Source organism: Ensifer sp. YR511, from assembly GCF_900103045.1.
Classification (GTDB): Bacteria; Pseudomonadota; Alphaproteobacteria; order Rhizobiales; family Rhizobiaceae; genus Ensifer; species Ensifer adhaerens.
In genome coordinates this window covers 108,902-134,450 of the sequence record NZ_FNGR01000005.1, presented here as the reverse complement: position 1 = coordinate 134,450, position 25,549 = coordinate 108,902, and the positions used below count along the sequence as shown (strand labels likewise).

Annotated in this window: 25 protein-coding genes and 7 tRNA genes; 16 read left to right on the top strand and 16 right to left on the bottom strand. The window is 60.9% G+C overall.

Translation table 11 applies throughout. The features are described 5' to 3' along the window. Positions 1-43: 43 nt before the first annotated feature. The 8 genes from BLU15_RS12105 to BLU15_RS12070 form a co-directional block, all read right to left on the bottom strand. Positions 44-823, bottom strand: a complete 780-nt coding sequence (locus tag BLU15_RS12105) for a hypothetical protein (RefSeq protein WP_143034212.1) — start codon at positions 821-823, stop codon at positions 44-46. Between the two features lie 14 nt (positions 824-837). After that, positions 838-1,173, bottom strand: coding sequence for a hypothetical protein (locus BLU15_RS12100; RefSeq protein WP_127889031.1), 336 nt, complete (start codon positions 1,171-1,173; stop codon positions 838-840). Positions 1,174-1,552: 379 nt separating this feature from the next. Continuing rightward, positions 1,553-1,627: transfer RNA gene (locus BLU15_RS12095), tRNA-Glu, on the bottom strand. A gap of 138 nt (positions 1,628-1,765) precedes the next feature. Beyond that, positions 1,766-1,840 (bottom strand) — tRNA-Glu (locus BLU15_RS12090). 199 nt (positions 1,841-2,039) lie between these two features. Continuing rightward, a tRNA-Glu gene (locus tag BLU15_RS12085) sits at positions 2,040-2,114 on the bottom strand. 199 nt (positions 2,115-2,313) lie between these two features. Next, positions 2,314-2,388: transfer RNA gene (locus BLU15_RS12080), tRNA-Glu, on the bottom strand. 136 nt (positions 2,389-2,524) lie between these two features. Beyond that, positions 2,525-3,868 (bottom strand): YcbK family protein, encoded by a 1,344-nt coding sequence (locus tag BLU15_RS12075; protein ID WP_034790899.1) that lies wholly within the window; start codon positions 3,866-3,868, stop codon positions 2,525-2,527. A 398-nt stretch (positions 3,869-4,266) separates the two neighbouring features. After that, entirely contained in the window at positions 4,267-4,707 is a 441-nt protein-coding gene (locus tag BLU15_RS12070; RefSeq protein WP_060517024.1) for a VOC family protein, read from the bottom strand. Between the two features lie 196 nt (positions 4,708-4,903). Between BLU15_RS12070 and BLU15_RS12065 the strand changes: the two genes are divergently transcribed. The 3 genes from BLU15_RS12065 (at position 4,904) to BLU15_RS12055 (ending at position 6,784) form a co-directional block, all read left to right on the top strand. Then, positions 4,904-5,482 (top strand): cold-shock protein, encoded by a 579-nt coding sequence (locus tag BLU15_RS12065; protein ID WP_034790903.1) that lies wholly within the window; start codon positions 4,904-4,906, stop codon positions 5,480-5,482. Beyond that, positions 5,482-5,967 (top strand): DUF192 domain-containing protein, encoded by a 486-nt coding sequence (locus BLU15_RS12060; protein ID WP_034790906.1) that lies wholly within the window; start codon positions 5,482-5,484, stop codon positions 5,965-5,967. Before BLU15_RS12065 ends, BLU15_RS12060 begins: the two co-directional genes overlap by 1 nt. 163 nt (positions 5,968-6,130) lie before the next feature. Then, the gene (locus BLU15_RS12055) at positions 6,131-6,784 is read left to right on the top strand and encodes an outer membrane protein (RefSeq protein WP_060517027.1); all 654 of its coding nucleotides are present in this window, start codon (positions 6,131-6,133) and stop codon (positions 6,782-6,784) included. Between the two features lie 65 nt (positions 6,785-6,849). On the opposite strand, the gene BLU15_RS12050 is transcribed toward BLU15_RS12055, so the two are convergent. From BLU15_RS12050 to BLU15_RS12040, 3 genes are all read right to left on the bottom strand, one after another. Next, positions 6,850-7,362: a DUF1062 domain-containing protein gene (locus BLU15_RS12050; RefSeq protein WP_244546737.1), complete on the bottom strand. Its 513-nt coding sequence runs from the start codon at positions 7,360-7,362 to the stop codon at positions 6,850-6,852. A gap of 616 nt (positions 7,363-7,978) precedes the next feature. Beyond that, positions 7,979-9,142: a GGDEF domain-containing protein gene (locus BLU15_RS12045; protein WP_244546736.1), complete on the bottom strand. Its 1,164-nt coding sequence runs from the start codon at positions 9,140-9,142 to the stop codon at positions 7,979-7,981. Between the two features lie 199 nt (positions 9,143-9,341). Then, positions 9,342-9,418 (bottom strand) — tRNA-Pro (locus BLU15_RS12040). A gap of 225 nt (positions 9,419-9,643) precedes the next feature. On the opposite strand from BLU15_RS12040, the gene BLU15_RS12035 reads away from it, so the two are divergent. Both BLU15_RS12035 and BLU15_RS12030 read left to right on the top strand, forming a co-directional pair. After that, the gene (locus BLU15_RS12035; protein WP_034791376.1) at positions 9,644-9,949 is read left to right on the top strand and encodes an ETC complex I subunit; all 306 of its coding nucleotides are present in this window, start codon (positions 9,644-9,646) and stop codon (positions 9,947-9,949) included. 37 nt (positions 9,950-9,986) lie between these two features. Next, positions 9,987-10,063, top strand: a tRNA-Arg gene (locus tag BLU15_RS12030). Between the two features lie 384 nt (positions 10,064-10,447). On the opposite strand, the gene BLU15_RS39520 is transcribed toward BLU15_RS12030, so the two are convergent. Beyond that, the gene (locus tag BLU15_RS39520) at positions 10,448-10,828 is read right to left on the bottom strand and encodes a hypothetical protein (RefSeq protein ID WP_176960282.1); all 381 of its coding nucleotides are present in this window, start codon (positions 10,826-10,828) and stop codon (positions 10,448-10,450) included. On the opposite strand from BLU15_RS39520, the gene BLU15_RS12020 reads away from it, so the two are divergent. After that, a complete protein-coding gene (locus BLU15_RS12020; RefSeq protein ID WP_089044651.1) occupies positions 10,758-11,738 on the top strand; it encodes a GlxA family transcriptional regulator in 981 nt (326 codons plus the stop codon). The two genes, BLU15_RS39520 and BLU15_RS12020, sit on opposite strands and share 71 nt — an antisense overlap. 216 nt (positions 11,739-11,954) lie before the next feature. Here the strand turns inward: BLU15_RS12020 and BLU15_RS12015 are convergent, their stop codons facing one another. From BLU15_RS12015 to BLU15_RS12005, 3 genes are all read right to left on the bottom strand, one after another. Continuing rightward, a complete protein-coding gene (locus BLU15_RS12015; RefSeq protein ID WP_043623603.1) occupies positions 11,955-12,218 on the bottom strand; it encodes a hypothetical protein in 264 nt (87 codons plus the stop codon). Between the two features lie 155 nt (positions 12,219-12,373). Continuing rightward, complete coding sequence (locus tag BLU15_RS12010) at positions 12,374-12,628, bottom strand: YMGG-like glycine zipper-containing protein (RefSeq protein WP_034790944.1); 255 nt, start codon at positions 12,626-12,628, stop codon at positions 12,374-12,376. 223 nt (positions 12,629-12,851) lie between these two features. Continuing rightward, a tRNA-Lys gene (locus BLU15_RS12005) sits at positions 12,852-12,927 on the bottom strand. Between the two features lie 191 nt (positions 12,928-13,118). On the opposite strand from BLU15_RS12005, the gene BLU15_RS12000 reads away from it, so the two are divergent. Beyond that, complete coding sequence (locus BLU15_RS12000; protein ID WP_034790946.1) at positions 13,119-13,865, top strand: cytochrome c biogenesis CcdA family protein; 747 nt, start codon at positions 13,119-13,121, stop codon at positions 13,863-13,865. Positions 13,866-13,981: 116 nt separating this feature from the next. After that, entirely contained in the window at positions 13,982-14,944 is a 963-nt protein-coding gene (locus tag BLU15_RS11995) for an AEC family transporter (protein ID WP_060517046.1), read from the top strand. Here the strand turns inward: BLU15_RS11995 and BLU15_RS11990 are convergent. Beyond that, positions 14,912-16,123: a UbiH/UbiF family hydroxylase gene (locus BLU15_RS11990; RefSeq protein ID WP_090295597.1), complete on the bottom strand. Its 1,212-nt coding sequence runs from the start codon at positions 16,121-16,123 to the stop codon at positions 14,912-14,914. The genes BLU15_RS11995 and BLU15_RS11990 overlap by 33 nt on opposite strands. Before the next feature lie 273 nt (positions 16,124-16,396). On the opposite strand from BLU15_RS11990, the gene pcsA reads away from it, so the two are divergent. The 8 genes from pcsA (at position 16,397) to BLU15_RS11950 (ending at position 25,308) form a co-directional block, all read left to right on the top strand. After that, on the top strand, positions 16,397-17,122 hold the full coding sequence (pcsA, locus tag BLU15_RS11985; protein ID WP_034790952.1) for a phosphatidylcholine synthase: 726 nt from the start codon (positions 16,397-16,399) through the stop codon (positions 17,120-17,122). Between the two features lie 9 nt (positions 17,123-17,131). Next, on the top strand, positions 17,132-18,103 hold the full coding sequence (locus BLU15_RS11980) for a quinone oxidoreductase family protein (protein ID WP_060517050.1): 972 nt from the start codon (positions 17,132-17,134) through the stop codon (positions 18,101-18,103). 48 nt (positions 18,104-18,151) lie between these two features. Beyond that, complete coding sequence (locus BLU15_RS11975; RefSeq protein ID WP_060582171.1) at positions 18,152-19,726, top strand: ABC transporter ATP-binding protein; 1,575 nt, start codon at positions 18,152-18,154, stop codon at positions 19,724-19,726. Beyond that, positions 19,716-20,810, top strand: a complete 1,095-nt coding sequence (locus tag BLU15_RS11970; protein ID WP_060517054.1) for an ABC transporter permease — start codon at positions 19,716-19,718, stop codon at positions 20,808-20,810. Before BLU15_RS11975 ends, BLU15_RS11970 begins: the two co-directional genes overlap by 11 nt. Continuing rightward, a complete protein-coding gene (locus tag BLU15_RS11965) occupies positions 20,810-21,730 on the top strand; it encodes an ABC transporter permease (protein ID WP_090295594.1) in 921 nt (306 codons plus the stop codon). Before BLU15_RS11970 ends, BLU15_RS11965 begins: the two co-directional genes overlap by 1 nt. Positions 21,731-21,779: 49 nt before the next feature. Further along, on the top strand, positions 21,780-22,850 hold the full coding sequence (locus BLU15_RS11960) for a BMP family ABC transporter substrate-binding protein (protein ID WP_090295794.1): 1,071 nt from the start codon (positions 21,780-21,782) through the stop codon (positions 22,848-22,850). A gap of 219 nt (positions 22,851-23,069) precedes the next feature. Then, positions 23,070-23,849 (top strand): FadR/GntR family transcriptional regulator, encoded by a 780-nt coding sequence (locus BLU15_RS11955; RefSeq protein ID WP_051659212.1) that lies wholly within the window; start codon positions 23,070-23,072, stop codon positions 23,847-23,849. 166 nt (positions 23,850-24,015) lie between these two features. After that, entirely contained in the window at positions 24,016-25,308 is a 1,293-nt protein-coding gene (locus BLU15_RS11950; RefSeq protein WP_090295591.1) for a hemolysin family protein, read from the top strand. Positions 25,309-25,549 lie beyond the last annotated feature (241 nt).

Sequence of the window (25,549 nt, the reverse complement as noted above, 5' to 3'; positions counted from 1 at the left end):
CACCCGTCGCGAAGTGTGCTGACAGATATTTCGCTGGGCCGTGTTATGGCTGACCGTACCGCACACGCTTCAAAACATCTCGAGGATTCACAGCGAGGATGGTGTTGAAGAACGTCGTTTCGACGATGGTGTCGCCATCGGCTTGCAGGCGAAAATGCACGCTCTTGTTGCCGCCACAGTTCGTTGCGTCGATCATCGCGATAACTCTTTCGACCTCGTCGGGCGTCTTTTCGTCCAGCCTGACAAGGGCAGGATAAAGGGGGGCGCAACTTGCATCGCCGTCGCGAACAAGTTCTCCTTGTCGATCAAAGAGATAGCTGAGGCGTGCGAACTCTCCCTTGTGCGAGCCGCTATGGGCGCTGCCCCACATGGCACTTAGGTACTGAGCCACAGCGCTCAAAGATCCGAGATCATTGAACGGTCGCAAGGCTTCAACATTGTAAACCACGGAGTAGAGGCGACTGCCGCTGAGTGGTGAATTCAGTGTGAGCGAGTAGGTACGACGGAAACCCTGCTGCTGGTCCAGTCGGGTAATGTGTATGCGCTGCAGATAGGGTGCTTTGGCATAAGCTGGGAGCTTCGGGTCTTTGCGATTGTTCAGGCTTCGCGTCGTTTCGGAGCGTTCCCAGTCTTTGAAATCCCGCTCGAGCAACGTTTCTAACTCTTCAATTGGCATCCCCAGCTTGAACACCGGACTCGGTACCAAGTCTGCAGGCGTCAGCGTTTGCTCGCCAGAAACCGCGTTGGTTGGGGCCGCAAAAGGAGATCCGGGACAGCACGAAATTGTGATTGTGGCGAGCGCGGCAGCAATGACGCGAAACAAAACTAGATTCCCGTTCAACTGATTCGAGGAACGCCCGACTTGCGATCGGAGCGTGTTTCCCCAGCGATCAAACGATCAAGAATCAGGTCGAAATCGTCGGCGCGTTGAAGTTGCTCCTGAAGAGCAGGAAGATATTTCGCACGGCTTCGGATGGCGTCGCCAGCAGATCGAAGGCTGAGCAGAATCTGTTTAGAGATTGCGTATTCGCTCTGCAGTCCTTCTGCCTTTTGCCAGATATGGTCTTCCAGAGCGTCAAATGCCGACGCATCGAAGGTATCGGACTTGAGAAGCCGGCCGACTGCTTGATCCGTCAGCCTCTCCAATACGACGTCAAACTGATTTTCCGACACCCGAGTGCGCCTCATTCTGTTGAGCTGTAAACTCAAAGCAGAACTGCAATATTTCGTCGAGTCCGGGTTTTGACATCTGTAGCCGCATCAGAAATCAGGCGGTGAAGGCTGCCGCGCGTGGTCGAGAACGCGAGTCGCCACCGATGCAACAGAACGGCCCCTGCGACCGCGCCGTTGCAGGAGTCCCTGCTTTGGAAAGCTACGCACATACCCCTGGTGTGCGGAAACCGGCCACGATCCTGTTGCCGCTCACGTCGCTGTCTCTTCCAAAGGATATCTGCGAAACACCAGTATGCGCTTGGGAATTACGTGAGACGCGCATCAGTGTGGGCACCCGCATTCGCCAGCAATAGCAATCGGGAATTTGCCGAACCGGCCTTGGCACGCCCAACGGGAATCGAACCCGTGTTGCCGCCGTGAGAGGGCGGCGTCCTGACCGCTAGACGATGGGCGCATCTCTATTCGATTGAGCGCAAGCGGTTGCTGCGCAACGCGCTATCCTAGTCCTGTTCGACGAAAACGACGAGAAGAATCGAAGGCGATCCGTCAGCCGATGGAACAAGGCTTTCGATGTAGGGGAGGTTCAACACAGTGGCACGCCCTAGGGGAGTCGAACCCCTCTTCCCAGAATGAAAATCTGGTGTCCTAACCGATAGACGAAGGGCGCACTCGCTGTGTGGGCGCCTTATAGCCAGCGACTCTGGATACCGCAAGCGCCAATCTCAGTTTTTTTGTGCTTTCCCTGTTAAAACCGGTGAGAAAAATTCGGCGGTCAAAGAGCTGGAATCGGAGATGCGTACGGTGCAGCGGAGTTGCTGCTTCAGATGCTTAAAACGTCGATTTTCGGGAGAAGGAGATCAACACAGTGGCACGCCCTAGGGGAGTCGAACCCCTCTTCCCAGAATGAAAATCTGGTGTCCTAACCGATAGACGAAGGGCGCACTCGCTGTGTGGGCGCCTTATAGCCAGCGACTCTGAATAGAGCAAGCGCCAATCTCGGGAATGTTGTGATTTTCCTGTTCAAAATACCAAGAAAGATTTATGGCGGCACGAGGCGGAAATTTAGGTGTCGAAACGCGCGGTAAATCGCTGTTCCAACAACAGAAAATCGATTTTCATTTGGGGAGAAGATCAACACAGTGGCACGCCCTAGGGGAGTCGAACCCCTCTTCCCAGAATGAAAATCTGGTGTCCTAACCGATAGACGAAGGGCGCACTCGCTGTGTGGGCGCCTTATAGCCAGAGGATTTCAGAACCGCAAGCGGCAATCTTCATATTTCTGTAAAAATTCCACAGGCCGGAAGCAAAGGAGGCTTCTCGTCGAATCCTCCATGGAAACAAATGCTTGCCTTCAGCCCTTGGCGCGCCGGCAGCGCCAGTTCCAGTCCCGCTGTGCGCCGATATCGATATGGACCGACTCCGTGTGGCAATAGGTGCCGACGCCGCCGCGGCCGGGGACGCTACGCAGGAATTCGGCGAGATCCCACTTGCTGACGCCCTGAACCTGAATGTCAGCCGCCTCGCAGCGTGTATGCAGCGATTGCTTGGCGCGGTTGACCTTGATCGGCCTGAGGCCCGAGGTCACCATGACCTGCTTGCCGTAATGCGTTTCCACCTTCTTCAGCATCTGCATGAGCTCGGGCTTGAAACAGCCGGCATCGACTTTCTCGGTCTGCAGAATGAGCCCGCTCGGCGCCAGTCGAGCGAGCCCCGAGAGCGAGGCGACCTGAACCGGTGCGCCGTCGTCGTCATCGCCGAGGTGCTCTTCGTGCTCGTAGTTGTAGAGCGAGTTCAGTTTGACGCCCGGAAGCGTGTAGGCGAGGGAGGCCGTTTGCGGCTGGCTCGCATTGCTGGTGGTAATCGTCTTCTTTTCCGCCGGCGGAGCCGAGCGAAGTGCCGCCTGCTGCGGCTTCTCCTTGCGCTTGCCGGCAAAAAGGGCCGCGAGCGTCCAGGTTTTGGACGTGTCCTTGTTATCGTCTGCTGGCGTGGCTTCTGGTGCTGCCTGCTGCGCGGCGGCGACCTCGGTCGCTGCTGGTGTGGCGTCGGCATTGGCCACCGCCTGTGGCGTCGAAGAGGTCTGGCCGCTGGCGGCAGCCTCGGCGCTCAGCGGCACCGGAACGGCAACAGGAAGGGTGGCGTCCTGCGCGGGAGAGGGAGCATAGGCGGCGACAGCGGCGTCCGTCACGACGTCGTTGGCCGTGTTGGCGGCCCCCTGTTGCGGCGCTATTACCGGCAGCGGCTGTCGCTGGGTGCCGCTGAAAAGACTGTTGTTGGTTGCGTTCATGCCGGGCTGGCCGGCGGGTAGCGGAACAGTTCCCGTCGTCTGCGGCTGGACGGTCGTCGTTGCCTGTGCGGCAGGTGCCTGGCCATAGATGCTTGAGGAGGCGGCGCGCAGGCCGGTGCCCTGCATCGTCAGCGATTGCGGCTGTCCGCCATCGTGGGGAACTGTGGCATTGCCGGCTGCCTGTTGCGCCTGCGGATTGCTGCCGAGCGCAACCACCTGTCCATCCTGGACTGTGGCCTCCGATTCGGCGGTTTGCACAGGGGCTGCTTGCCCCTCGGCCTTCAGCGCGGTCGCTGCATCGTTTTCCCCGACCGCCGACATGCAGCCGCTCAAGGCCAGCAGCGATACGGATAAGGCTGCCGCCCGCGCAATGGTGACGAGCACCGCGCCCTTCGTGTCCGGATGTTGCAACGTCCTATCCCCGCTCTCCGTGCATGACCGACGAAGCCTCGCCTTGTCATGCATTAAGTCTCAGTTCCGAAACATCGCTCAGAACAAACAAACTCATGCTTCTCGCGGCGATCGGAATGAGCGCCACGGGAAAAGATCAGGCCAAGTACAAAAGGGGGTCGCCGCCACGAGATATCGCGGATAGGACCCGGCATCAACGTTTCGCGCGAAAAAGTACTCAACGATACGCGATTTGTAAACCGGCGCTAACCTTGAGCCCGCATGTTTCCAACATGCAAAGGCCCGGATAGACCGGGCCCTGGATCATTCATAGCTGCTGCTGATCGACGGCTCGGCCATGCCCGCCGGATTTCACCGACAGCACGGGGCCATCTTCGTTCGCGAGAATTGTGCGGAGCTTACCAGGCGCCCGTATTGGCCATCGACGCCCAAGGTTCCTGCGGCGGCCGGTTTTCGCCTTTCTGTAGGATCTCGATCGAAATGCCGTCGGGAGAGCGCACGAACGCCATGTGGCCGTCGCGCGGCGGCCGGTTGATGGTCACGCCGTTCTCCATCAGGTGCTGGCAGAAACCGTAGATGTCGTCGACTTCGTAGGCGAGGTGCCCGAAGTTGCGCCCGCCCGTATAATCTTCCGTATCCCAGTTGTAGGTGAGCTCGAGGCAGGGAGAGAGTTCGCCGCGGGCGCGATCGATGTCGCCGGGAGCGGCCAGAAACACCAGCGTGAACCGGCCCTTTTCATTTTCGTAGCGGCGGATCTCCGTCAGGCCGAAAATCTTGCCGTAGAAGTTCAAGGCCTCGTCCAGATTCTTGACGCGAACCATCGTGTGCAGATAGCGCATTGCAATGTCCCTGTTTTGCAGAAGATGGCGTATACTGGTCCGTCAGCAAGCCAGAGGCAAGGCTGCGTCCCCATATTAGTTCTCGGCCAAAATATGCCGAGGGTCTTGCGTATCCGCGGCGGGACGATGTTATTCTGGTCAATAAGAATCAGTTAACCGTATCGGTAGTCGCGCGTAAACGAGGGGCTGGGAGAGAATGGCGGATAGGACATCTTCAAAAGACGTCATGCATGGTGACGACTTTGGCAGCGACGCTCTCGACCTCATCGAAATCACCGGCGTGATCAAGTGGTTCGACGTCGCCAAGGGCTTCGGCTTCATCGTTCCCGACAACGGCATGCAGGATGTGCTGGTGCACGTGACCTGCCTGCGCCGCGACGGCTACCAGACGGTTCTTGAGGGTGCGCGGGTCGTTGCTCTCATCCAGAAGCGGGACCGCGGTTACCAGGCGTTCCGTATCCTATCGATGGACCAATCCACGGCGGTGCATCCGTCGCAGCTGCCGCCGGTCCGAACCCACGTGCAGGTAACGCCGACCAGCGGCCTTGAGCGCGTTCTCGTCAAGTGGTTTAACCGCACCAAGGGCTTCGGCTTCCTGACCCGCGGCGAGGGAACCGAAGATATCTTCGTCCATATGGAAACGCTCAGGCGTTTCGGCCTGACGGAACTGCGGCCAGGCCAGGTGGTGCTCGTCCGGTTCGGCGATGGCGAAAAGGGCCTGATGGCCGCTGAGATACATCCGGATGGACCGTCGCCGACGAGCCGGGCGCACTGATGGTCGCGGCTCGAAACCTTGTCGGAAAAAGCGCCTTCCTGGCGCTTTTTTTGTTGCTTGCCCTGACGGTATCGTCTTTCGCCGACGTTCAGTTCACAACGGACAAGATGCGCCTGGTCACCGCGGACAAGGCTGTGCACGAACTGACGGTCGAACTGGCCCTCGATCCGGCCCAGCGTGAGCAGGGCCTGATGTTTCGTACCTCCATGGCGCCGGATCACGGCATGCTGTTCGATTTTGGCGAGACACGCCGCGTGATGATGTGGATGAAGAACACCCATTTGTCGCTCGATATGCTGTTCATCGACAACAAGGGCGTTGTGCGCACGATCCATGAAGGCGCCGTGCCTTTTTCGGAAGCGATCATTGATTCGAAAGAACCGGTGGCTTTCGTGCTTGAGCTCAATGCCGGCGCGGTCAAGCGGCTGAATATCCGGCCCGGAGACCGGCTGGAAGGTGCCCGCATGCCGTCTTCGAAGCCGTAGACGCCGGGGCCACTTCGCGGTCCGCCTTGCCCTTGCCCGATCATTTCCTAAATTATGTGTCTGAACCCCACGGGTTTCATGGTTGAGATCATGGAGCCTTTCGGGCAGACTGCGCGTTAACGAGTTGCTAATATTCTTCTGGCGACAACAGGAGGCAGCCGTGATGATCCGGAGTGTGCTTGTTGCAATGGTAGCGGCCTGCGCCGTTGCGCAAACAGCGATGGCAGCGGACTTGGCAGCCGATCTGAGCCAGCCGCCGGCACCGGTCGCGCAGCCATCTCCAGGATTCGTCTGGACCGGCGGTTATGTCGGCCTCCAGGGCGGCGGCGGGTGGCTCAATGGCGATTTCAGTGCGCCCGGCAGCAGCGCTTCAGAAGACTTCAATGGCGGATTGCTCGGCGCCTTTGCCGGTTTCAACTTTCAGCAGGGCGACTGGGTTTACGGCATCGAGGGTGACGTCAACTACAATTGGAACGACAAGACGTTCGACGTCGGCGGAACCTCGACCGAAGTTGGTACCGACGTTTCCGGCGCAATACGCGGCCGGGTCGGCTACCTGCTGAATGACAAGGCGCTGCTCTATGGCGCCGGCGGCTGGGCGGTGACCCGCGGCTTCGTCGATGTGCCCGGCGCATCGAAGGAAAAGGAAACCTTCAACGGTTGGACGATCGGTGCCGGTGTCGACTATTCGTTCACCGACAGCGTCTTCGGCCGCGCCGAGTACCGCTACAACGACTACGGTGACAAGGACTTCGGCGGCGTCAATGTCGATCTCGACCAGCACCAGTTCACCGTTGGTGTCGGCGTAAAGTTCTGACCAGCAACCATTGGCATCGCGGAGCGCGCCGGCATGCTGCCGGACGCTCCGCGGTATCCTTTCAACTACGGGCCGCCGCGGGCACGCCGGGCAATCTCGGCACGGTCATCTTCCGCGGTAAGATCGAGGACGATGCGGCTGCCGTCTCTGATCGGGCGTCGCAGGGCCTTCCGCGACTCGGGCAGAAGCGTGAGTCGCCCTTTGGTTTCGAGCTTGCTCAGTCTGGCGCGTGAAAGCGCGAGTTCCGCCGATAGCAGGCGGTCGACGCGCAGGCTGCTTGCCTGGCGCACGACAAGGACAATCTCAAGCCGTGCGCAACCTGCACTCCCACCCAATACGTGCCGTTCCACGTTAGAATCGGCCAAATCCTCGATCCGGTCCGTGCATTGGCGAAGACCTTCGATGTCGAACGCCGCCTGGCGGACCCAGACGGGATCGTTGCTTTGAAGCGCTGCGAGCGCATCCGGGGCGACGCTGGCGACATTCCGCCGCTCGAAGATCGGACGGTTCCAGGTGTCTTCGCAGACGGCGCAGCGATAGATCAGCCAGGCGTCGAGCCGCCGCCCGTTGGCGTTCAACCGTGTCTTGCCGCTGCATACGAAGGGGCGGTGGCCGCCGCAGCGGCTGCAGACAAGCCACGGGCGGGGGCGGATTGGGGTTCGATGGTCCACTGGACCGTCAATGTATGAGACATGTCGTCTGGTTCTTCCAATTGGAAGTCCATCGAGACGACGGTTTGAGTACCCGTTCCGGGGACGCGGCCTGGCAGCTGTTGGACGTGATGGTTCCGCCTGACGAAGTTACGTCGGGCTTGAGATCGGCAATGCCATTCCGGTCTCGAACCGCCACCTCAACGAACGCATGAAAATTCTATCCGACAGCTGGAGTGCTATCGGGCGTACGGGGTGAAACTAGCGAGACCGGATTTTACAAAGGCAAAGCGAAACTCCAGGAGAGACAGCGCAATCGTGGCTGCCTGAACGTCCTATACGCTTGCGCGGATGGCGAAAAGTGCAACGATGCCACAGGCTCGCGCCAAGGTGGCGTGCGATGGCGCGCTAGGCGAAATTTGGCCACAAGCGAATTCGGCGCATTGCGGTAAAATACGCCTTACACCTCCAATCTGAAGCGGATCGGAAATGCTTGGATCCGCTTCTCTTTTTTGAAGGTGGTCTGCGGCGAAGCATCGCCTGATTAGCCGGCGCGGTGAAGGCTCGCCGCAAGCGGCTTCGAATCCGCAAGCTCCGCATCGGACGCGACACGGTTACGCCCGCCTCGTTTGGCCGCGTAGAGCGCCGCATCTGCCCTATTGAACAATTCCTCCCAGGAACGCTCCGTGCCGCTGGCGGTGGCAACCCCGATGCTGATGCTGACTGCTACGCTTTGCCCGTTGCTCACGACCCGCAGTTCTTCCACGGCGCGGCGTAGCCTTTCGGCGATTGCAAACGCCTGTGTCTCGCTTGTCCGCGGGAGATAGAGCCCGAATTCCTCGCCTCCGAGACGCGCGAAGCTGTCGCCCCTGCGCAGGTTCTTCCTGACCAGATCGGCGAAGGCGACGAGCACCTGATCACCCGTATGATGACCGTAGCGGTCGTTGATACGCTTGAAATGGTCCAGGTCCATGACGAGGAGGCAATCGCCCTGCCAGCTCGCCTGAGGCAGTTGCGCCAGAAACCAGCGCCGGTTGCCGACGCCGGTCAGCGCATCGGTATCGGCAGACCGGCGCAGCTCCGCTTCCGCCCGCTCCTTGACGAGCACGAGGGCGAAGAGCGCGATGGCGAAATGGCAGATGATCGAGAGAAAGAAGGCGTAGGTCGTGGTGATCGGCACGATGCCGGGCTTGAGGAGGCCAATGACCACCGCGAGGCAAAGGCAGGCCCCGACGGCCATGGCGGCCGCCAGCATGGCGCGCGCCGGCAGCGGCTCCTTCGAGCGATCGGCGATGACGGCGACAGCCGAAGCCGCGAGGAAAAGAAAGGCGGCGGCGTTGAAGACGCTGGCCCTGACGACGTTGACGACATGGAAATCCGTGGCGAGTCCGATGAGCGCGCCGGCAAACGGCACAAGAAGCGCCAGCCAGTCCGCCAGCCGGCGCCGGCCGCCGCTGAGGCGTCGCACGCCGATCCAGAACAGGGCGTATCCGCCGATCCCGAGCGTGAAGCTGGAAAGCCTCCACAGAGTGGGCGGCAACAGCTTTTGCTCGCCATAGCCCGCGAGCGTCGAGGCGAGCGCCAGGAAGAGGAAGCCGCTCGCCAGGATACCAAGCCCTTCGTCTCGCGGCGATTGCCAGCGCGCATAGAGGAAGCAGAAGGCGCCGATCAGGATCGCTCGGGCGGGCTTGGGGGGCGCGCAGGGCACAAAAGCGCGCCGATTCGCTCTATCCGCAATGGATTTAGCGATTCCTAAATTCGTATGACAAATAGGCATTCTTGTCCCAACTCGGGACGATTCGATCGTTTGCCAACGCAATCGAGTGATCTACGGCGATGTTAGCCTGCAGATCTGCGATCACGAACAGATTGAAAAAAAAGGAGAATGACGCTTCCGTCTCAATGAATGGTCGGAGTGGAGAGATTCGAACTCCCGACCCTCTGGTCCCAAACCAGATGCGCTACCAGACTGCGCTACACTCCGTGCCAACGGCGCCGGAGATACACGCTTCGCAGCAGGGCTGCAACAGCAAAATTTCCCAATGCCTCATCTTAGACTGGGACAAGCCCACAAGTTCGCTCATCTCCGACTGAAAGCCAAATTTATCCGCCCAAAAGTCATTCCGTTTTAAATCATTCTGCGTTATGGGAAGACGGAATGCTGGCGCCCGTGAATGTTGCCAGCGAAAGTATGGAGCCGTTCGAAACCATGTCCGCAAAGATCTATCGTCCAGCAAAGACCGCCATGCAGTCTGGCAAGGCCAAGACGAATCTGTGGGTGCTGGAGTTCGATCAGGAAAAGCCGCGCACCATCGACCCGATCATGGGCTACACCAGCTCGGGCGACATGAAGCAGCAGCTGCGGCTGACCTTCGAAAACGCCGAGCAGGCGATCGCATACGCCGAGCGAAACGGCATCGAATACCGCGTCATCGCGCCGAAGGAAGCGACCCGCAAGAGCGTGTCCTATCCGGACAACTTCCGTTTCAACCGGATGCAGCCCTGGACTCACTAAGGTCCTTCAGCCGCATTCGACGGGCACAGCCCGGGACGGCCCCTTAGCTCAGTTGGATAGAGCACCTGCCTTCTAAGCAGGTTGTCGCAGGTTCGAATCCTGCAGGGGTCGCCAATAATTTCAAGAACTTAGAAGCTTTTTTTGGGAGTTCGAAAGAAGCTCGTTTGCAGCTTCCTATTGCCGATAGCCGAATGCGTCGGCCTGGTGATCTCTCATCCGCGAAACGGCACTGTCGCTGGCCCGTTGTCTCCCGGTAGATTTGTTCGTCCGCCGTGAGCGGCAGATCTCCGGTACGCCACCACGCGGCGGATAAGTCCGGCGGTTCGCGCCGCACCACTCAAGGAAAGCTACGCGCTCGTTTCCGGAAGCAGGAAAGAAGCGCGGTAACAGGCTTGAACAAGAGCCTGTGGCCCTTGGTGAACATGCGGCCCGGACGATGGATCGTCAGTGCGCAGAGATACGAGCGCTTTCCTTGCAGGTAGGACCGGAATTTCTGGATCATCTGGCGCCGGGCATCGTTCTCCTGGATTCGACACTTCCGTGATCGAGAGGCGGATCGTTGCAGAGCAGATGGAGCGCAACCGTGTCGCTGACCATCGGAAGTGTAAATGCCCGTGCGCTGAAATCGCTCCATAAAAAAACGGGCCGGCGGACGGTTTCCGACCGGCCCGTTCCGGCAAAAGGCGGAAAGGGGAACGTCTCTGCGCGGGGCTGCAGCGCCGCGCGTAGGGAGATCGATACGGTCTGATAATGCCCGAAAGGCAGCATTGGAATTGACATTTCCCGCTTGAAATTTGACATTTCCCGCATGCCTTCCGATGGACGTCTACAATCTGTGATCGAAGTTTCCGTCGTTATCCTGCCGGAGTCGTCGATCATGTCGCTTGCCTCAGTGCTGGACCCGATGCGCGCCGCAAACCGTATCTCGGGGCGCGAGGTGTTTCGCTGGCGGCTGCTCTCGGCCGATGGCAAGCCGGTGGTCCTGACCTGCGGCGTGCCGATTGCGGTCGAGGGCACACTTCGCCCGCCGCTTGCCGGCGACGCGCTGCTGGTGATCGGCGGCTTCAACCTTGATCGTCACGCCGGCAAGAAATTCATCGGTGCATTGCAGGAGTGCTCGCGCCATTTCGATATCGTCGCCGGCATCGAATCGGGCTGCTGGCTGCTCGGCCGCAGCGGTCTGCTCAATGGCCGCAAGGCGACAGCGCATTGGGAGGAGCTCGAGGATTTCAGCCAGGCCTTTCCGGAGTTGACGGTGCTTGGCGACCGGTTCGTCATCGACGGCAAGTTCTGGACCTCGGGCGGCGCTTCGCCGACCTTCGACATGATGCTGCACTGGATCACCCAGCGGCTAGGGTCTGCACTGGCGCTCGATGTCGCCAGCATCTTCGTCTACGACCAGACGCATAGTGCAGCCGACGTGCAGCCCTATGTTTCGCTCGGGAGGATCGAGACGCGCGACCCGAAGCTCGCCGAGGCCATCCGCCTGATGGAACGCACGCTGGAGCGTCCCTTGACGATCGCCGCGTTGACGAAGCGGCTGTCGATCTCGCAGCGCAAGCTGGAGTTGCTGTTTGCGCGCGGACTATCGACGAGTCCCGGCGCCTATTACCTACGCCTGCGTCTTCAGTTCGCCCATCGGCTGGTGCGCGACTCCGCTAGCCCGATCCGCGAGATTGCCCTTCGATGCGGTTTCGACAGCCTGTCTGCATTTTCGCGCGCCTATAGCCGCGAGTATGGAATGAGCCCGCTGAAGATGCGACTGGCCCGCAGAGGAGCGGAAGCATAGGCAGCGCCGTCAGGCACGCGACTAATGGGAGGCCGGGGTGAGGGGCCCGCGAATTGCTCACGGCATAGCCGATCCGGATTGTTCGCGTGTTTTGAGGCAACCGCGCAGACGGCACCCGCTGATGCGTCCCCATCATGCATGGAGTGCGACGTCGTTCCGCACGCCCGGCGTCGCCGGGCCGCATCCGGCCGGGCGCAGTCGCGGGGTCATTATGCCCTAATGAACCGTTTGTGGCGGCTCGTCGGTAAAGGCTTGGATGCCGTCGCGCTGGACCGTGGCGATAAACTCCTCGAAAGCTTCCCTGTCGGTCGGGAAGGGCTCCTCCCATGTCGTAGAGAAGCCTTCCTCGTCGATGACCTCGAGGGTCCAGTCGCGATTCGTGCCCGCCTCCCGGTAGATCCGCAATTCCACGACGACGCCATCGTCACTGAATTGGCCGGAAAATTCCGAAAACTCGTAGTTCTGTTCTTCGTCAGTCATGTCTGAAGTGTAACACGCTTGCTTGAGGACGTCCTGCCATGTTCGGCCTCGACGATATTGCTCGCAGCTTCAGCCGGGCACACAGGCGCATTCGCCGGCCTCCACGAAGGTTTGGACCGGGGATGCGCCTGTCACCTTGGCGAATGGTCTTGCTGTTACCGGCAGCGGGCTTCGTAGCGGCGGCCGTAGCGGTCGCGATAGATGCAATAGCCCTGGCGCTCCTGGGAGCGTCCGATCAGGTTGCCGATAACGCCACCGGCGACCGCGCCGATTGCCGCGCCGCCCCAGCTGTCGCTGACCGCGCCACCAATGATCGCACCGGTGCCGGCGCCGATCGCCGTGCCTTTCTCGGTCTGCGTGCAGGAAGCAAGCGTACCAATCATCAAAACCGCAATGACAAGCTTTCTCATGCCTTCACCCCTTTGCTCGATACCAAACTGGGCAGTTCACCGCCTTGCATCCTCAGCGTGAGCCTCAGCATCTACTCAACGCGTCGAATTGTCGATAGCACGGAATGCAACAGGCGAAGATACGGCGGGGTTCGCTCCAAAAAGTGTAGAGAATGGGCTCGCATGGCGATGCATTTTGATGTCCAAGGACACCAGCAAGCGATTGATTTCGATGGGGTTTGCGTGGTGAGCGCGCAGGGATTCGAACCCTGGACCTACTGATTAAAAGTCAGTTGCTCTACCGGCTGAGCTACGCGCTCCCTGGCCGCGGCGGTGAAGCCCGGCGGAAGTGGCCGGACATATGCACGCGTGTTTCCCCCCGGTCAACCGAAAAATTGCGGGTTTTGTGAAGAAACGGTGCATGGCGCAATGATCGCCAAAAGGTGATTGGTATCATCATGATCCTGCGGCTAAGGAATGGCCCAAATGCCGCGTGCCGGAGTTGTTGCCGTTGTCGATCGCCGATATTTCCATCTGGACCGCCGTCCTTGCCGGCGCCCTTTCGTTCCTTTCTCCCTGCGTTCTGCCGCTCGTACCGCCCTATCTCTGCTATATGGCGGGCGTCTCGGTCGATCAGTTCCGCAGCGGTGATGCGGCGACCATCGGCAGCACGAGACGCGCTGTCTTGCCGGCAGCCCTGTTGTTCACGCTCGGTTTTGCCACCGTCTTCGTGGCGCTCGGGGCGGGGGCCTCGTCGATCGGCATGCTGCTTCGGCAGCATATGGACCTGCTGTCGCGCGTCGGCGGCGTGATCATCATCATCATGGGCCTGCATTTCCTTGGCGTGTTCAAGATCGGGCTGCTCGCGCGGGAAGCGCGATTCCAGGGCGGCGGCAAGCCGGCGACGCTCTCGGGCGCCTACATCATGGGTCTTGCCTTTGCCTTCGGCTGGACGCCCTGCATCGGCCCGGTACTCGGCACGATCCTCGGCGTTGCTGCCGCACGTGACACCGTGTCCGACGGCGCAATGTTGCTGGCGATCTATTCGCTGGGCCTTGCCGTGCCGTTCTGGATCGCGGCTGCGTTTTCCGGCTCCTTCATGCGCTTCCTCTTCCGCTTCCGTCGCCATCTCGGTCTGGTCGAGAAGCTGATGGGCGGCCTTCTGGTGCTGGCGGGCCTGGCTTTTCTCTTCGGCTTCATCAGTTCCGTCGCCATCTGGTTCCAGACGACCTTCCCGATCCTGATGAAAATCGGCTAGGGCATACCCTCGTATTTTAGAATCACTTTTCGGCTTAACCGGCCTAATCGTCAGGCCGGTTCGTGCGCTAGGCGTGCGGGCGTCGGCGCGGGAAGGTGAAGGATGCGAGGGACAAGATGACGGAAATCGCGGGCCTGGTGCTGCCGTTCTTCGGCCTGATCTTCCTCGGTTATCTGACGGCGCGCTTCGTCCACCATCCGGGCGAGGCGATGGGGTGGCTGAACACCTTCATCATCTACCTCGCGCTGCCGGCGCTGTTCTTCAAGCTCGTCTCGCGCACGCCGATTGAACAGCTGGCGCGTGCCGACTTCATCCTGACCACCGTCGGGGCGACCTACATCGTCTTTTCGCTGATCTTCCTCATCGGGGTTTATGTCAGGCGAAACTCCATTGCCGAGGCGACGATCCAGGGTTTTGGCGCTGCTTATGGCAATATCGGCTACATGGGGCCTGGCCTTGCGCTTTTGGCGTTGGGCGATGCCGCTGCCGTACCGGTGGCGCTGATCTTCAGCTTCGAAAACGCCGCGCATTTCGCGGTCGCACCGGCGATGATGGCGATATCAGGCGGTCGGCAGGAAAAGCCGCTGGCGCTTGCAGCCAGCGTCGCGCGCAAGATCATTCTGCACCCGTTCATCCTGGCCACACTTGCCGGTGTGGTCGCCGCTTTTTTCGCCGTGCAGCCGCCAGTTCCGGTTCAGCGGCTGATCGATTATCTCGCCCAGTGTGCGGCGCCCTGCGCGCTCTTTGCCATGGGGGTGACGCTGGCGCTGCGCCCAATCAAGCGCATTCCCGTCGAGATCGGCTACATCGTCCCGGCGAAGCTGCTCTTGCATCCGCTCGTCATGTTCACGGCAATGAGCCTGACGGGGAATTATGATCCGGTCTGGGTGCAGACGGCGGTACTGCTCGCAGCCCTTCCGACGGCGACGAACGTCTTCGTTATCGGCCATCAATATGGCGTGTGGCAGGAGCGAGCCTCGGCGACGATCCTCATCACGACGACACTGTCGGTCGCAACGGTGACCGGCCTGCTTTACCTGATCCGTTCAGGCGCTCTTCCGCCCGATCTTTTCCCTTAAGCCTTCCTTGAAGACGTTGAGCGCGCTGCCGGGGTGCACGCCTTCGCGCATCAGCAGGCTGCGGAGCGGCCCAACCGCGGAAAGCACGTGCAGCCCCAGCGCGCGCAGCGCCTGCACCGGCAGGAAGCCGGAGAGCAGCGAGCGGTTGAGCAGATCCACACTTGCGGTGCGGCTGATGATGTCCGGCCGGCGGCGGCTGTCGAAGCGGTCACCGATATCGCCGGCAAGCGGCTCGCCGCTGGATACACCGATGATATCGACGAGCGTCATCACATCGCGGAGGCTAAGGTTGAGCCCCTGAGCGCCGATCGGCGGGAAGGCGTGCGCTGCTTCGCCAAGAAGCACGGCGCGGCCCTTGCCGAAGCGCTGGGCGGTCATGCCCGAGAGCGGGAAGGATTGCGGCGTGCCCTCGACGGTTACCTTGCCGAGGATTGATTGCATCCGGTCTTCGACGGCGCGGGAGAGTGCTGCGAGATCCAGCGTCAGCGTTTGTGCGGCATCCTCGGGTTTGCGGACCCAGACCAGGCTGGAGCGGTTGCCCGGCAGGGGCACTTGCGTGAAGGGACCGCTTTCGGTGTGGAATTCGGTCGAAATGTTCTGGTGCGGCAGCTCGTGCGCAAAGTTCAAGACGACCGCCGTCTGCGGATAGGACCAGGTGCTGACGGAGATCTTCGCCGCTTCGCGCACCGGCGACCGACGACCATCGGCGCCGACGAGGAGATAGGCGCTGCATTGGCTGCCGTTTGAAAGCTCGATCGTTGCGACAGCGTCCGAAAGTTCAAAGCCGATCGCCGACGTGGTGATGCGTGTCAGCGTCGGGCTCTCTTCGGCGCGGTGGCAGAGAATATCGATGAAGGGCGCATTGGGGATATTGTAGCCGAAGGCGTCGAGCCCGACTTCCGAGGCACGGAAGTTGACCGGTGGCGCCCGCAGCAACCGGTTGGTGCCGTCGAGGATACGCATGGTCGAAAGCGGAGCCGTCAGCGGCTCGACCTTTTCCCAAAGGTTGAGCGTCTTCAGATACTCGATCGATTGGTCCATCAGCGCGGTGGTGCGTCCGTCGGCAACCGCCGGCTCCGGTCCGATCAAGGCCACGCGGTAGCCCGCATCGGCAAGCGCGATGGCCGCAAGCGATCCGGCAAGGCCCGCACCGATAATGGCGATGTCGAAGTGGTCCATGATGCAAAAGCCCTTTCGCGCAAGCTGTGAGGCGTCTTTGCCCAGCCTCGATCATACCTCTAGTCGCCGGCGCCTGCGAAATAAATGGGTAGAATCAGCGCAGAAGCAATTTGCAGGTGTCCACAGGACAATGGGGCGAGGGGAGGCTGTAATACTTGAATTTTAGTGGCGATGCGTTGCAAAGGGTGCATATTACGGGCAACGCGCCGCACAGCGGTCGAGGCGGGTCAAGGCCCGCACGGGGAAAACAGCAGGGGTGGGCGGCATCCGCAGATGAAGTTCTTTAACTATAGACGAGTTCCCTACGCCGAGATTCGCGCCTTTTCCGTGCATATCTTGACCGCCTCGGGGTCGTTTCTCGCCTTCCTGGGTGTCGTGGCTGCGGCCGAGCATCGCTTCGTCGACATGTTCTGGTGGCTGGGGCTGGCGCTGCTCGTCGACGGCATCGACGGGCCGATCGCCCGCAAGGTGCGCGTCAAGGAAGTGCTGCCCAACTGGTCGGGCGATACGCTCGACAACGTCATCGACTATGTGACCTATGTGCTGTTGCCTGCCTTTGCGCTCTACCAGAGCGGCATGATCGGCGAGCCCTGGTCCTTTGTGGCGGCCGGCGCGATCGTGGTTTCGAGCGCGATCTACTATGCCGATATGGGCATGAAGACGGACGAATACTTTTTCTCCGGTTTCCCCGTCGTCTGGAACATGGTCGTCTTCACATTGTTCGTCATTCAGGCGAGCGAGCTGACCGCGTCGATCGTCGTTTTCGTGTCGGTGGTCTTGACCTTCCTGCCGATCAACTTCCTTCATCCGGTTCGCGTCCAGCGCTTGCGACCGCTGAACCTCGGCATCTTCCTCTTGTGGTCGGCGCTCGGCATCTATGCGCTGCTCCTGCATTTTGCGACGCCGGCATGGGTCGTGACCGGCTTCGTCGTCACAGGCATCTATCTCTACGTGATTGGCTTCGTGCTGCAGATTTTCCCAAGTCTCGGCCGGAAATAGGAGCAGGCAATGGCACAGGCGATTGTGGTACGCGAACTCGGAGGACCAGAGGTCCTGAAGCTCGAAGGCGTGACACTCTCGCCGCCGGGGCCGGGTGAGGTACAGATCCGGCAGGTGGCCGTCGGCCTCAATTTCATCGACGTCTACTTCCGCACCGGCCTCTACAAGTCGGCTTTGCCCTTCGTGCCGGGCAAGGAAGGTGCCGGCATCGTCACTGCGGTTGGCGACGGAGTCAGCCTGTTTTCCGTCGGTGATCGCGTCGCCTATGCCTCGGCCGATGGTGCCTATGCGAGCGAGCGCAACGTCGATGCTGCGCAGTTGGTGAAGGTGCCCGACGGCATCAGCCTCGAGACTGCGGCTGCGATGATGCTGAAAGGCATGACGGCACAATACTTGCTCAACCAGACCTATCAGGTCGGTCCGGGCACGACGATTCTCTTCCATGCCGCAGCCGGCGGCGTCGGGCTGATTGCCGGCCAATGGGCGAAGGCGCTTGGCGCGACCGTTATTGGCACAGCGGGCTCGCAGGACAAGATCGATCTGGCGCTGGCGCATGGCTACGACCACGTGATCAACTACCGCACCGACAATTTCGTCGCGCGGGTCAAGGAATTGACCGACGGCCGCGGCGTTGATGTCGTCTACGATTCCGTCGGGCGCGACACCTATCCGGCGTCGCTGGATTGCATCAAGCCGCGCGGCCTCTGGGTCAGCTTCGGCAATTCGTCCGGACCGGTGGAGGCTTTTAGCATCGGCATCCTGGCGCAGAAGGGGTCGCTTTTTGCGACGCGTCCGACACTCTTTGGTTACGTTGCCACGCGGCCTGCGCTGGAAGCGTGTGCAAATTCCCTGTTTGATATTGTGCAAAGCAACAAAGTGCGTATCAATATAAATCAGACTTATCCGCTTGCCGATGCGGGGCGAGCGCATACGGATCTCGAGACAAGAAAAACAAGTGGAACAACACTGCTGATTCCGTGATCGAAGCCTTAAGGCGGACGCGGATCAACAGAGGGGAAAGAGGGCAGCGTGCCTGTTGAGGGAGTAGCGGCGAACGGTCATCTATTGGCTGTGAGCAACCTGACGAAATTGTTTGGCAGCTTCGCGGCCTGCAATGGGATCAATCTGCAGATTGAACCGGGCGAAATTCACGCCCTTCTCGGCGAAAACGGCGCCGGAAAATCGACCTTGGTGAAGATGCTGTTCGGCGTATTGGCGCCGACGGCCGGCGAGATCCTCTGGCAGGGCCAGAGCGTGCGCATCGCCAATCCCGCGGCTGCACGCAGGCTCGGCATCGGCATGGTTTTCCAGCATTTTTCGCTGTTCGAGGCGCTGACGGTCGCCGAGAACATCGCGCTTTCCATGGATGCGAACATCTCGCTGGCGAGGGTAGCGGAAGAGGCGTCGCGCCTGTCGCATGCGTACGGCCTTCCGCTCGACCCCAAGGCGCATGTGGCGGATCTCTCGGTCGGCGAGCGCCAGCGCATCGAGATCGTGCGCGCGCTCTTGCAGAACCCGCGCCTCATCATCCTCGACGAGCCGACCTCGGTGTTGACGCCGCAGGAAGCCGACCGCCTGTTCGAAACGCTCTACAAGTTGAAGGCGGAGGGGCGCTCGGTTCTCTATATCAGCCACCGACTGGAAGAGGTGCAGCGCATCTGCGACCGCGCCACGGTGTTGCGTCACGGCAAGGTAACGGGCGCCTGCGACCCGAAGGCGGAAACCCCGTCGTCGCTGGCGCGCATGATGGTTGGCGGTGACGTCGCGGCGGTGACGGCCGAAGGCACCAGCGCCAAGGGCCAGGTGCATCTGGAAGCGCGGCACTTGACCGTGCCGGCGCGCACGCCCTTTGCCGTTTCGCTGAAGAACATCTGTCTCAAGGTGCATGCCGGCGAGGTGCTGGCGATTGCCGGTGTTGCCGGCAACGGCCAGGGCGAACTGTTCGATGCGCTCTCGGGCGAGTACCCGGTTGCCGACGATAATGCGGTGCAGATCCGCCAGAAGCCGGTCGGCAACCGCAACATCAATGCGCGCCGCCTGATGGGCGCGGGCTTCGTTCCCGAGGAGCGCCACGGCCATGCCGCGGTATCGGCGTTGCCGCTTTCGGACAATCTCGTGCTTGCCCGCAGCCGCTCGGACGCCAAGGCGTTTCTCGGCGGCGGCTTCCTCAAGATCATCCGTCGCGATGCGGTGACGAGCGCCACGAAGCGCATCTCCGAGGCGATGGACGTGCGCAAGAGTGGTGAGGATCCGCCGGCCGGCTCGCTTTCCGGCGGCAACCTGCAGAAGTTCATCGTCGGGCGTGAGCTCGACCGTCAGCCGAGCGTGCTCGTCGTCAATCAGCCCACCTGGGGCGTCGATGCGGGTGCTGCGAGCCGCATCCGCCAGGCGCTCGTCGACCTCGCCAAGGCCGGCTCTGCCGTGCTCGTCATCAGCCAGGACCTCGACGAAATCTTCGAAGTGGCGACGGAGATCGCCGTCATCAGCGACGGAAAGCTATCCGATCCCTATCCGGCAAAAGAGCTTTCGCGCGAAAAGATCGGCCTGCTGATGGGCGGCATGTACGGCAAGACGGAAGGCACGGAGGCCGCACATGCGCATTGAACTGGAAAAGCGCGCCAAGGTCTCGACGCTGTTTTCGATCCTGTCGCCGTTCATCGCCTTCCTGCTGACGATCGTCTTCGGCGGCATCATGTTTGCGCTTCTCGGCAAGAATCCGGTCATGGCGCTCTACAGCTTTTTCGTCGAGCCCTTGAGCGAGGTCTGGTCGCTGCACGAGCTGGCAATCAAGGCAGCGCCCCTGATCCTGATTGCCGTCGGGCTTTCGGTCTGCTTCCGCTCCAACAACTGGAACATCGGCGCCGAGGGCCAGTTCATCATGGGCGCGATTGCCGGCTCGATCCTGCCGGTGGTGTTTTATGACTGGCAGTCGCCGCTGGTGCTGCCGCTAATGATGCTGATGGGCATGCTCGGTGGTGCGCTGTTTGCCGCCATCCCCGCCTTCCTAAAGGCGCATATGAACACCAACGAGATCCTGACGAGCCTGATGCTGGTCTATGTCGCCCAGCTCTTCCTCGATTGGCTGGTGCGTGGACCCTGGCGCAATCCAGGCGGCATGAACTTTCCGGAGACGCGCACCTTCGCCGTCGATGCGATCCTGCCGGAAATGCTTGCCTCGGGACGCACCCACTGGGGCTTCGCCTTCGCCATCATAGCGGCGATCCTCGTCTGGTTCATGATGCGTTACACGCTGAAGGGCTTCGAGATTTCCGTGCTTGGCCAATCGGAGCGGGCAGGGCGCTTCGCCGGTTTCTCCTCGCGCAAGATGATCTGGTTTTCGATGCTGCTTTCGGGCGCTTTTGCCGGTCTGGCCGGCATCTCCGAAGTCAGTGGCGCGATCCAGCAGCTGCGCCCGGTCATCTCGCCCGGCTACGGCTTCACCGCCATCATCGTTGCGTTCCTCGGCCGCCTCAATCCGCTTGGCATCGTCGCCGCCGGCCTGGTGCTGGCGCTCACCTATCTCGGCGGTGAGGCGGCGCAGCTGTCGATCGGCGTTTCCGAGAAGGTGACGCGCGTCTTCCAGGGTCTCCTGCTCTTCTTCGTGCTCTCCTGTGACACGCTCATCCACTATCGCATCAAGCTGGTCTTCGACCGGTTGACCGCGACCAATAGCGAGGGGAGCCGCTGATGGGTATCGTCGAAGCGATCCTTCTGAGCGTCATCACTGCCGCAACGCCCCTGGTGTTGGCCGCGATCGGCGAACTGGTGACCGAACGGTCCGGCGTGCTGAACCTCGGCGTCGAGGGCATGATGATCATGGGGGCGGTCTCCGCCTTCGCGATTACCCAGATTACCGGTTCGCCCTATCTGGGCATACTTGCCGGCATCGCCTGCGGCGCACTGTTCTCGCAGCTCTTTGCCTTCCTCACGCTGAGCCTGGTAGCAAACCAGGTGGCGACGGGCCTGGCTTTGACCCTGCTCGGCATCGGCGTCTCCGGCATGATGGGCGAGAGTTTCCTCGGCATGCAGGGCGTCAAGCTGCAGCCGATCGCGATACCGCTTCTCGCGGATATCCCCTATATCGGGCCGCTGCTCTTTCGGCAGGATATCATTTTCTATCTTTCGATCGCGATCGTCGCGGGCGTGCATTGGTTCCTGTTCAAGAGCCGTGCTGGCCTCAAGCTTCGCGCCGTCGGCGATAGCCACGCCTCCGCGCACGCGCTTGGCGTCAACGTCATTCGCACCCGCTATCTCGCCGTGATGTTCGGCGGCGCCTGTGCCGGGCTTGCCGGCGCGCAGCTGTCGCTCGTCTACACGCCGCAATGGGTGGAAAACATGTCGGCCGGTCGCGGCTGGATCGCACTGGCGCTGGTGGTCTTTTCGTCCTGGCGCCCCTGGCGGCTGGTGGCCGGTGGCTATCTCTTCGGTGCCGTATCGATCAGCCAGTTGCATGCGCAGGCCTTCGGCCTCGGCATTCCCTCGCAGCTCCTTTCGTCGCTCCCCTATGTCGCGACGATCGTCGTCCTCATTCTCATTTCGCATAACCGGCGCATGACCCTGATCAATACGCCGGCATCGCTCGGCAAACCGTTTGTGCCGGACCGATGATTGCAAGCATTTCATACTGACGTTTCTCAAACCGACAGAGGTCAAGAAAATGAAAAAACTACTGCTCGTTCTCGCAAGCTCCGCGGCAGCGATCGGCTTTGCCACCGGTGCAAGCGCCCAGGAGAAGGCCAAGGTCTGCTTCGTCTACGTCGGTGCCAAGACCGACGGCGGCTGGACCCAGGCGCACGACATCGGCCGCCAGGAGCTGGAAAAGGCGCTCGGCGACAAGATCGAGACGCAGTATCTCGAAAGCGTGCCGGAAGGCCCGGATGCCGAGCGCGCGATCGAGCGTCTCGCACGCTCGGGCTGCGGCCTGATCTTCACGACGTCCTTCGGCTTCATGGACGCGACGATCAAGATCGCGCAGAAGTTCCCGGACGTGAAGTTCGAGCATGCGACCGGCTACAAGACCGCGCCGAACGTCGCGACCTACAACAGCCGCTTCTATGAAGGCCGCTACATCCAGGGCGTGATCGCCGCCAAGATGTCGCAAAAGGGCGTCGCCGGCTACATCGCCTCCTTCCCGATCCCGGAAGTGGTGATGGGCATCAACTCCTTCATCATCGGCGCGCGCTCGGTCAACCCGGACTTCAAGATCAAGGTCGTTTGGGCAAACACCTGGTTCGACCCCGGCAAGGAAGCCGATGCTGCCAAGGCATTGGTCGACCAGGGCGTCGATATCCTGACGCAGCACACCGACACGACGGCACCGATGCAGGTTGCCGCCGAGCGTGGCATCAAGGCCTTCGGCCAGGCCTCCGACATGATCAAGGCCGGCCCGGAAACGCAGCTGACGGCGATCGTCGATACCTGGGGCGCCTACTACATCAAGCGCACGCAGGCCTTCCTCGATGGCAAGTGGGAAACGACGTCGAGCTGGGACGGCCTGAAGGACGGCATCTTGACGATGGCGCCCTACACCAACATGCCTGACGACGTGAAGAAGCTCGCTGAGGACGCCGAAGCCAAGATCAAGTCGGGCGAACTGAAGCCCTTCACCGGCCCGCTGAAGAAGCAGGACGGCAGCGAGTGGCTTGCTGGAGGGGCGACGTCTGACGACGGCACGCTGCTTGGCATGAACTTCTACGTCGAAGGCGTCGACGATCAGCTGCCGAAGTAAGCAAGAGCCTACGAAACAGAATGCAAACCCCGCCATTTCGGCGGGGTTTGTCGTTTGGAAAACGCGTAAGGGTTGTTTCATCGTTCGGCGGTGCGCGGTTTACGGTTTTGCGGCCACCCTGGGGCTTTCCGGAATCGACTGTTCAAACTACATTCATTTGCGCAGGTTTAGGGGTGCCCCGCGTGCTCCGCACGAAGGCCTTGTGGCGCGTCGCGCCGTATGAAATCAGGCAGGGGAGTGCCTGGAGGAGATGGATTGAACAGGAGTTTGCTGGAAACCGTCGTGTCCGGCTCGCGCAAGCGCACGAGCCACGCACATGTTGTCGATCAACTCGGCAAGGCAATCATATCCGGCGAATTTCCGGTCGGCTCCATTCTTCCGGGTGATCCGGAACTTGCGGCACGCTTCAAGGTATCCCGAACTGTTCTGCGCGAAGCCATGAAGACGCTGGCCGCCAAGGGGCTGGTCGTGCCGCGTGCCCGCATCGGCACCCGCGTGACGCCGCGCAACGACTGGAACCTGTTCGACAACGACATCCTGACCTGGCACTTCGAATGCGGTGTCGACGAGGACTTCCTCTATCACCTCAGCGAAGTGCGCCTGGCCTTCGAGCCGCATGCGGCAGCACTTGCGGCGCGAAACGCGTCTGAGGCCGAAATCAGCCGCATGATGCGGCTCGCGGTTGCGATGGGCGAGGAGGGGCATAGCGCCGAGAGCCTCGCAAGCGCCGACCTGAAGTTCCACCTGGCTGTCGCCGAGGCCTCCGGCAACCCATTCATGCGCACGGTCGGCGGGCTGATCGAAGCGGCGCTGGTCGGTGTCTTCAAGCTGAGCTCTCCGGTCGCCGAAAAGGGCGGCATAGACGAGGTTGCCCGCAACCACATCCGTATCGTTGAGGAGATCGGCAGGCGTGACGAGGTCGGCGCACGGCTTGCCATGGAAAACGTGATCAAGATCGGGCGCGAGCGCGTTCGCAGCGCGCTGCAAAGTCGCAGTTGAGGCTGCGACCGGTCGAGATTGTTCAACAAAACAGCGCTCGGCCCTTCCAATGTTCAGAAGATTGCAGCGATTTCATTGCTTGTGCTTGCTCGGATCGCGCGCTGGCCTTATTTGGTGAGGGCTCGCTCCTTGTGGAGCGGCTTTCGTCAACGGTGATCTGGAGACCATGTCCGAGTTTTTTGTCATTTTCGTCCTGCTTTTGATCAATGCATTTTTTGCTCTCTCGGAAATGGCAATCGTCTCGGCAAGCAAGCCAATGCTTCGCCAGATGGCAAAACAGGGAAATGCCCGCGCCGAAGTGGCGCTGAGGCTCGCTGAAGATCCCGGCAAGTTTCTTTCTACCGTACAGGTCGGCATCACGCTCGTCGGCACCTTAGCCGGCGCCTACGGTGGCGCGACAATCGCTGCGAAATTTGCACCGCTGCTCGATGAGGTCGCTTGGATCAATCCTTACGGCAACACGGTTGCCCTCGTACTCGTCGTTACCCTCATCACCTTCCTGTCCGTGGTTATCGGCGAGCTCATTCCGAAGCAGCTGGCGCTGAAGAATTCCGAGGCGCTGGCCATGTTCGTCGCGCGCCCGATGCACTTCTTGTCGCGGATCACCGCGCCGGTCGTCTATCTCTTCGAGACCGCGGCGTCGCTTGCCATGCGTCTCCTCGGCATCCGTCCTGACGATCCTGATCATGTGACGGAAGAGGAAGTCCACGCGATCATGGCCGAAGGCGTCGAAAGCGGCGCCATCGAAAAGTCCGAGCACGAGATGCTTCGGCGAATCATCCGCCTCGGCGACCGCAACGTGAAGTCGATCATGACCCACAGGACCGAAGTGAGCTTCATCGACGTCAATGACAGCTTGGAAACGGTCGGTCGTAAGATCGATCAGTTCGGCCATTCCCGCTATCCGGTGGTCGATGGTCCGAGCGGCGACGTTCTCGGCGCGGTTCTCGCCAAGGAAATCCTGAACGCGCCGACCTCCGGTCCGTTCGACGTGCGTAGATACATCAAGGAAATCCACACCTTGCCGGAGACGGCGTCGTGCCTAAAGGCACTGGAAGCCTTCAAGTCGTCAAGCATCAACATGGCGATGATCGTCGACGAATATGGAAGCACTGAGGGCATTATCACCATCGCCGACATTCTCGAGGCGATCGTCGGCGTGCTGCCGTCGAACTACGACGACATCGAGCATGCGTTGATCCGCCAGCGCGAAGACGGAAGCTACCTTGTCGACGGCCGCACGCCGATCGACGAAATCCACCTGACGATCGGCATCGAGGGAATCGACGCCGACGGCAACTTCGAGACCATCGCCGGCTTCCTGGTGCAGCAGTTGCGCAAGACGCCGGAGGAGGGCGATGTCGCGATTGCCCATGGCTACCGCTTCGAAGTGGTCGACATGGATGCGCGCCGCATCGACAAGATCCTGGTCAGCCGCTCCGACGAGACGGTCAACTGATCCATGCGCGGCCAGGGGCGCACCCCGGCCTGCTGCGGCAAGAGCGGTGGCTGCCCCATGCGGCCACTTACACCGCTGCAAAGTGCTTCGTCACAAAACGTAGAGGGTCCGTGTCACGGCGCCGAATTGATGGCGCTCAATGACGAGGCCACGTGATCATCGCTGAGATTGTCCGAATAAGGATGATCGAGAGGACCCGCCATGAACGCGAAAAAGGTCGGGTTCTGCCCGGTCTTTTGTT

Excerpts from the sequence above, each read along its gene's own strand:
- BLU15_RS12070 (WP_060517024.1), bottom strand. The coding sequence starts at position 4,707 with ATGCGCTATCTGCACACGATGGTTCGCGTCAAGAATCTGGACGAGGCC.
- BLU15_RS12065 (WP_034790903.1), top strand. The coding sequence starts at position 4,904 with ATGGCGGATAGGACATCTTCAAAAGACGTCATGCATGGTGACGACTTT.
- BLU15_RS12060 (WP_034790906.1), top strand. The coding sequence starts at position 5,482 with ATGGTCGCGGCTCGAAACCTTGTCGGAAAAAGCGCCTTCCTGGCGCTT.
- BLU15_RS12055 (WP_060517027.1), top strand. The coding sequence starts at position 6,131 with ATGATCCGGAGTGTGCTTGTTGCAATGGTAGCGGCCTGCGCCGTTGCG.
- BLU15_RS12035 (WP_034791376.1), top strand. The coding sequence starts at position 9,644 with ATGTCCGCAAAGATCTATCGTCCAGCAAAGACCGCCATGCAGTCTGGC.
- BLU15_RS12020 (WP_089044651.1), top strand. The coding sequence starts at position 10,758 with ATGCCTTCCGATGGACGTCTACAATCTGTGATCGAAGTTTCCGTCGTT.
- BLU15_RS39520 (WP_176960282.1), bottom strand. The coding sequence starts at position 10,828 with ATGATCGACGACTCCGGCAGGATAACGACGGAAACTTCGATCACAGAT.
- BLU15_RS12015 (WP_043623603.1), bottom strand. The coding sequence starts at position 12,218 with ATGACTGACGAAGAACAGAACTACGAGTTTTCGGAATTTTCCGGCCAA.
- BLU15_RS12010 (WP_034790944.1), bottom strand. The coding sequence starts at position 12,628 with ATGAGAAAGCTTGTCATTGCGGTTTTGATGATTGGTACGCTTGCTTCC.
- BLU15_RS11995 (WP_060517046.1), top strand. The coding sequence starts at position 13,982 with ATGACGGAAATCGCGGGCCTGGTGCTGCCGTTCTTCGGCCTGATCTTC.
- BLU15_RS11990 (WP_090295597.1), bottom strand. The coding sequence starts at position 16,123 with ATGGACCACTTCGACATCGCCATTATCGGTGCGGGCCTTGCCGGATCG.
- pcsA (WP_034790952.1), top strand. The coding sequence starts at position 16,397 with ATGAAGTTCTTTAACTATAGACGAGTTCCCTACGCCGAGATTCGCGCC.
- BLU15_RS11980 (WP_060517050.1), top strand. The coding sequence starts at position 17,132 with ATGGCACAGGCGATTGTGGTACGCGAACTCGGAGGACCAGAGGTCCTG.
- BLU15_RS11970 (WP_060517054.1), top strand. The coding sequence starts at position 19,716 with ATGCGCATTGAACTGGAAAAGCGCGCCAAGGTCTCGACGCTGTTTTCG.
- BLU15_RS11965 (WP_090295594.1), top strand. The coding sequence starts at position 20,810 with ATGGGTATCGTCGAAGCGATCCTTCTGAGCGTCATCACTGCCGCAACG.
- BLU15_RS11960 (WP_090295794.1), top strand. The coding sequence starts at position 21,780 with ATGAAAAAACTACTGCTCGTTCTCGCAAGCTCCGCGGCAGCGATCGGC.
- BLU15_RS11955 (WP_051659212.1), top strand. The coding sequence starts at position 23,070 with ATGAAATCAGGCAGGGGAGTGCCTGGAGGAGATGGATTGAACAGGAGT.
- BLU15_RS11950 (WP_090295591.1), top strand. The coding sequence starts at position 24,016 with ATGTCCGAGTTTTTTGTCATTTTCGTCCTGCTTTTGATCAATGCATTT.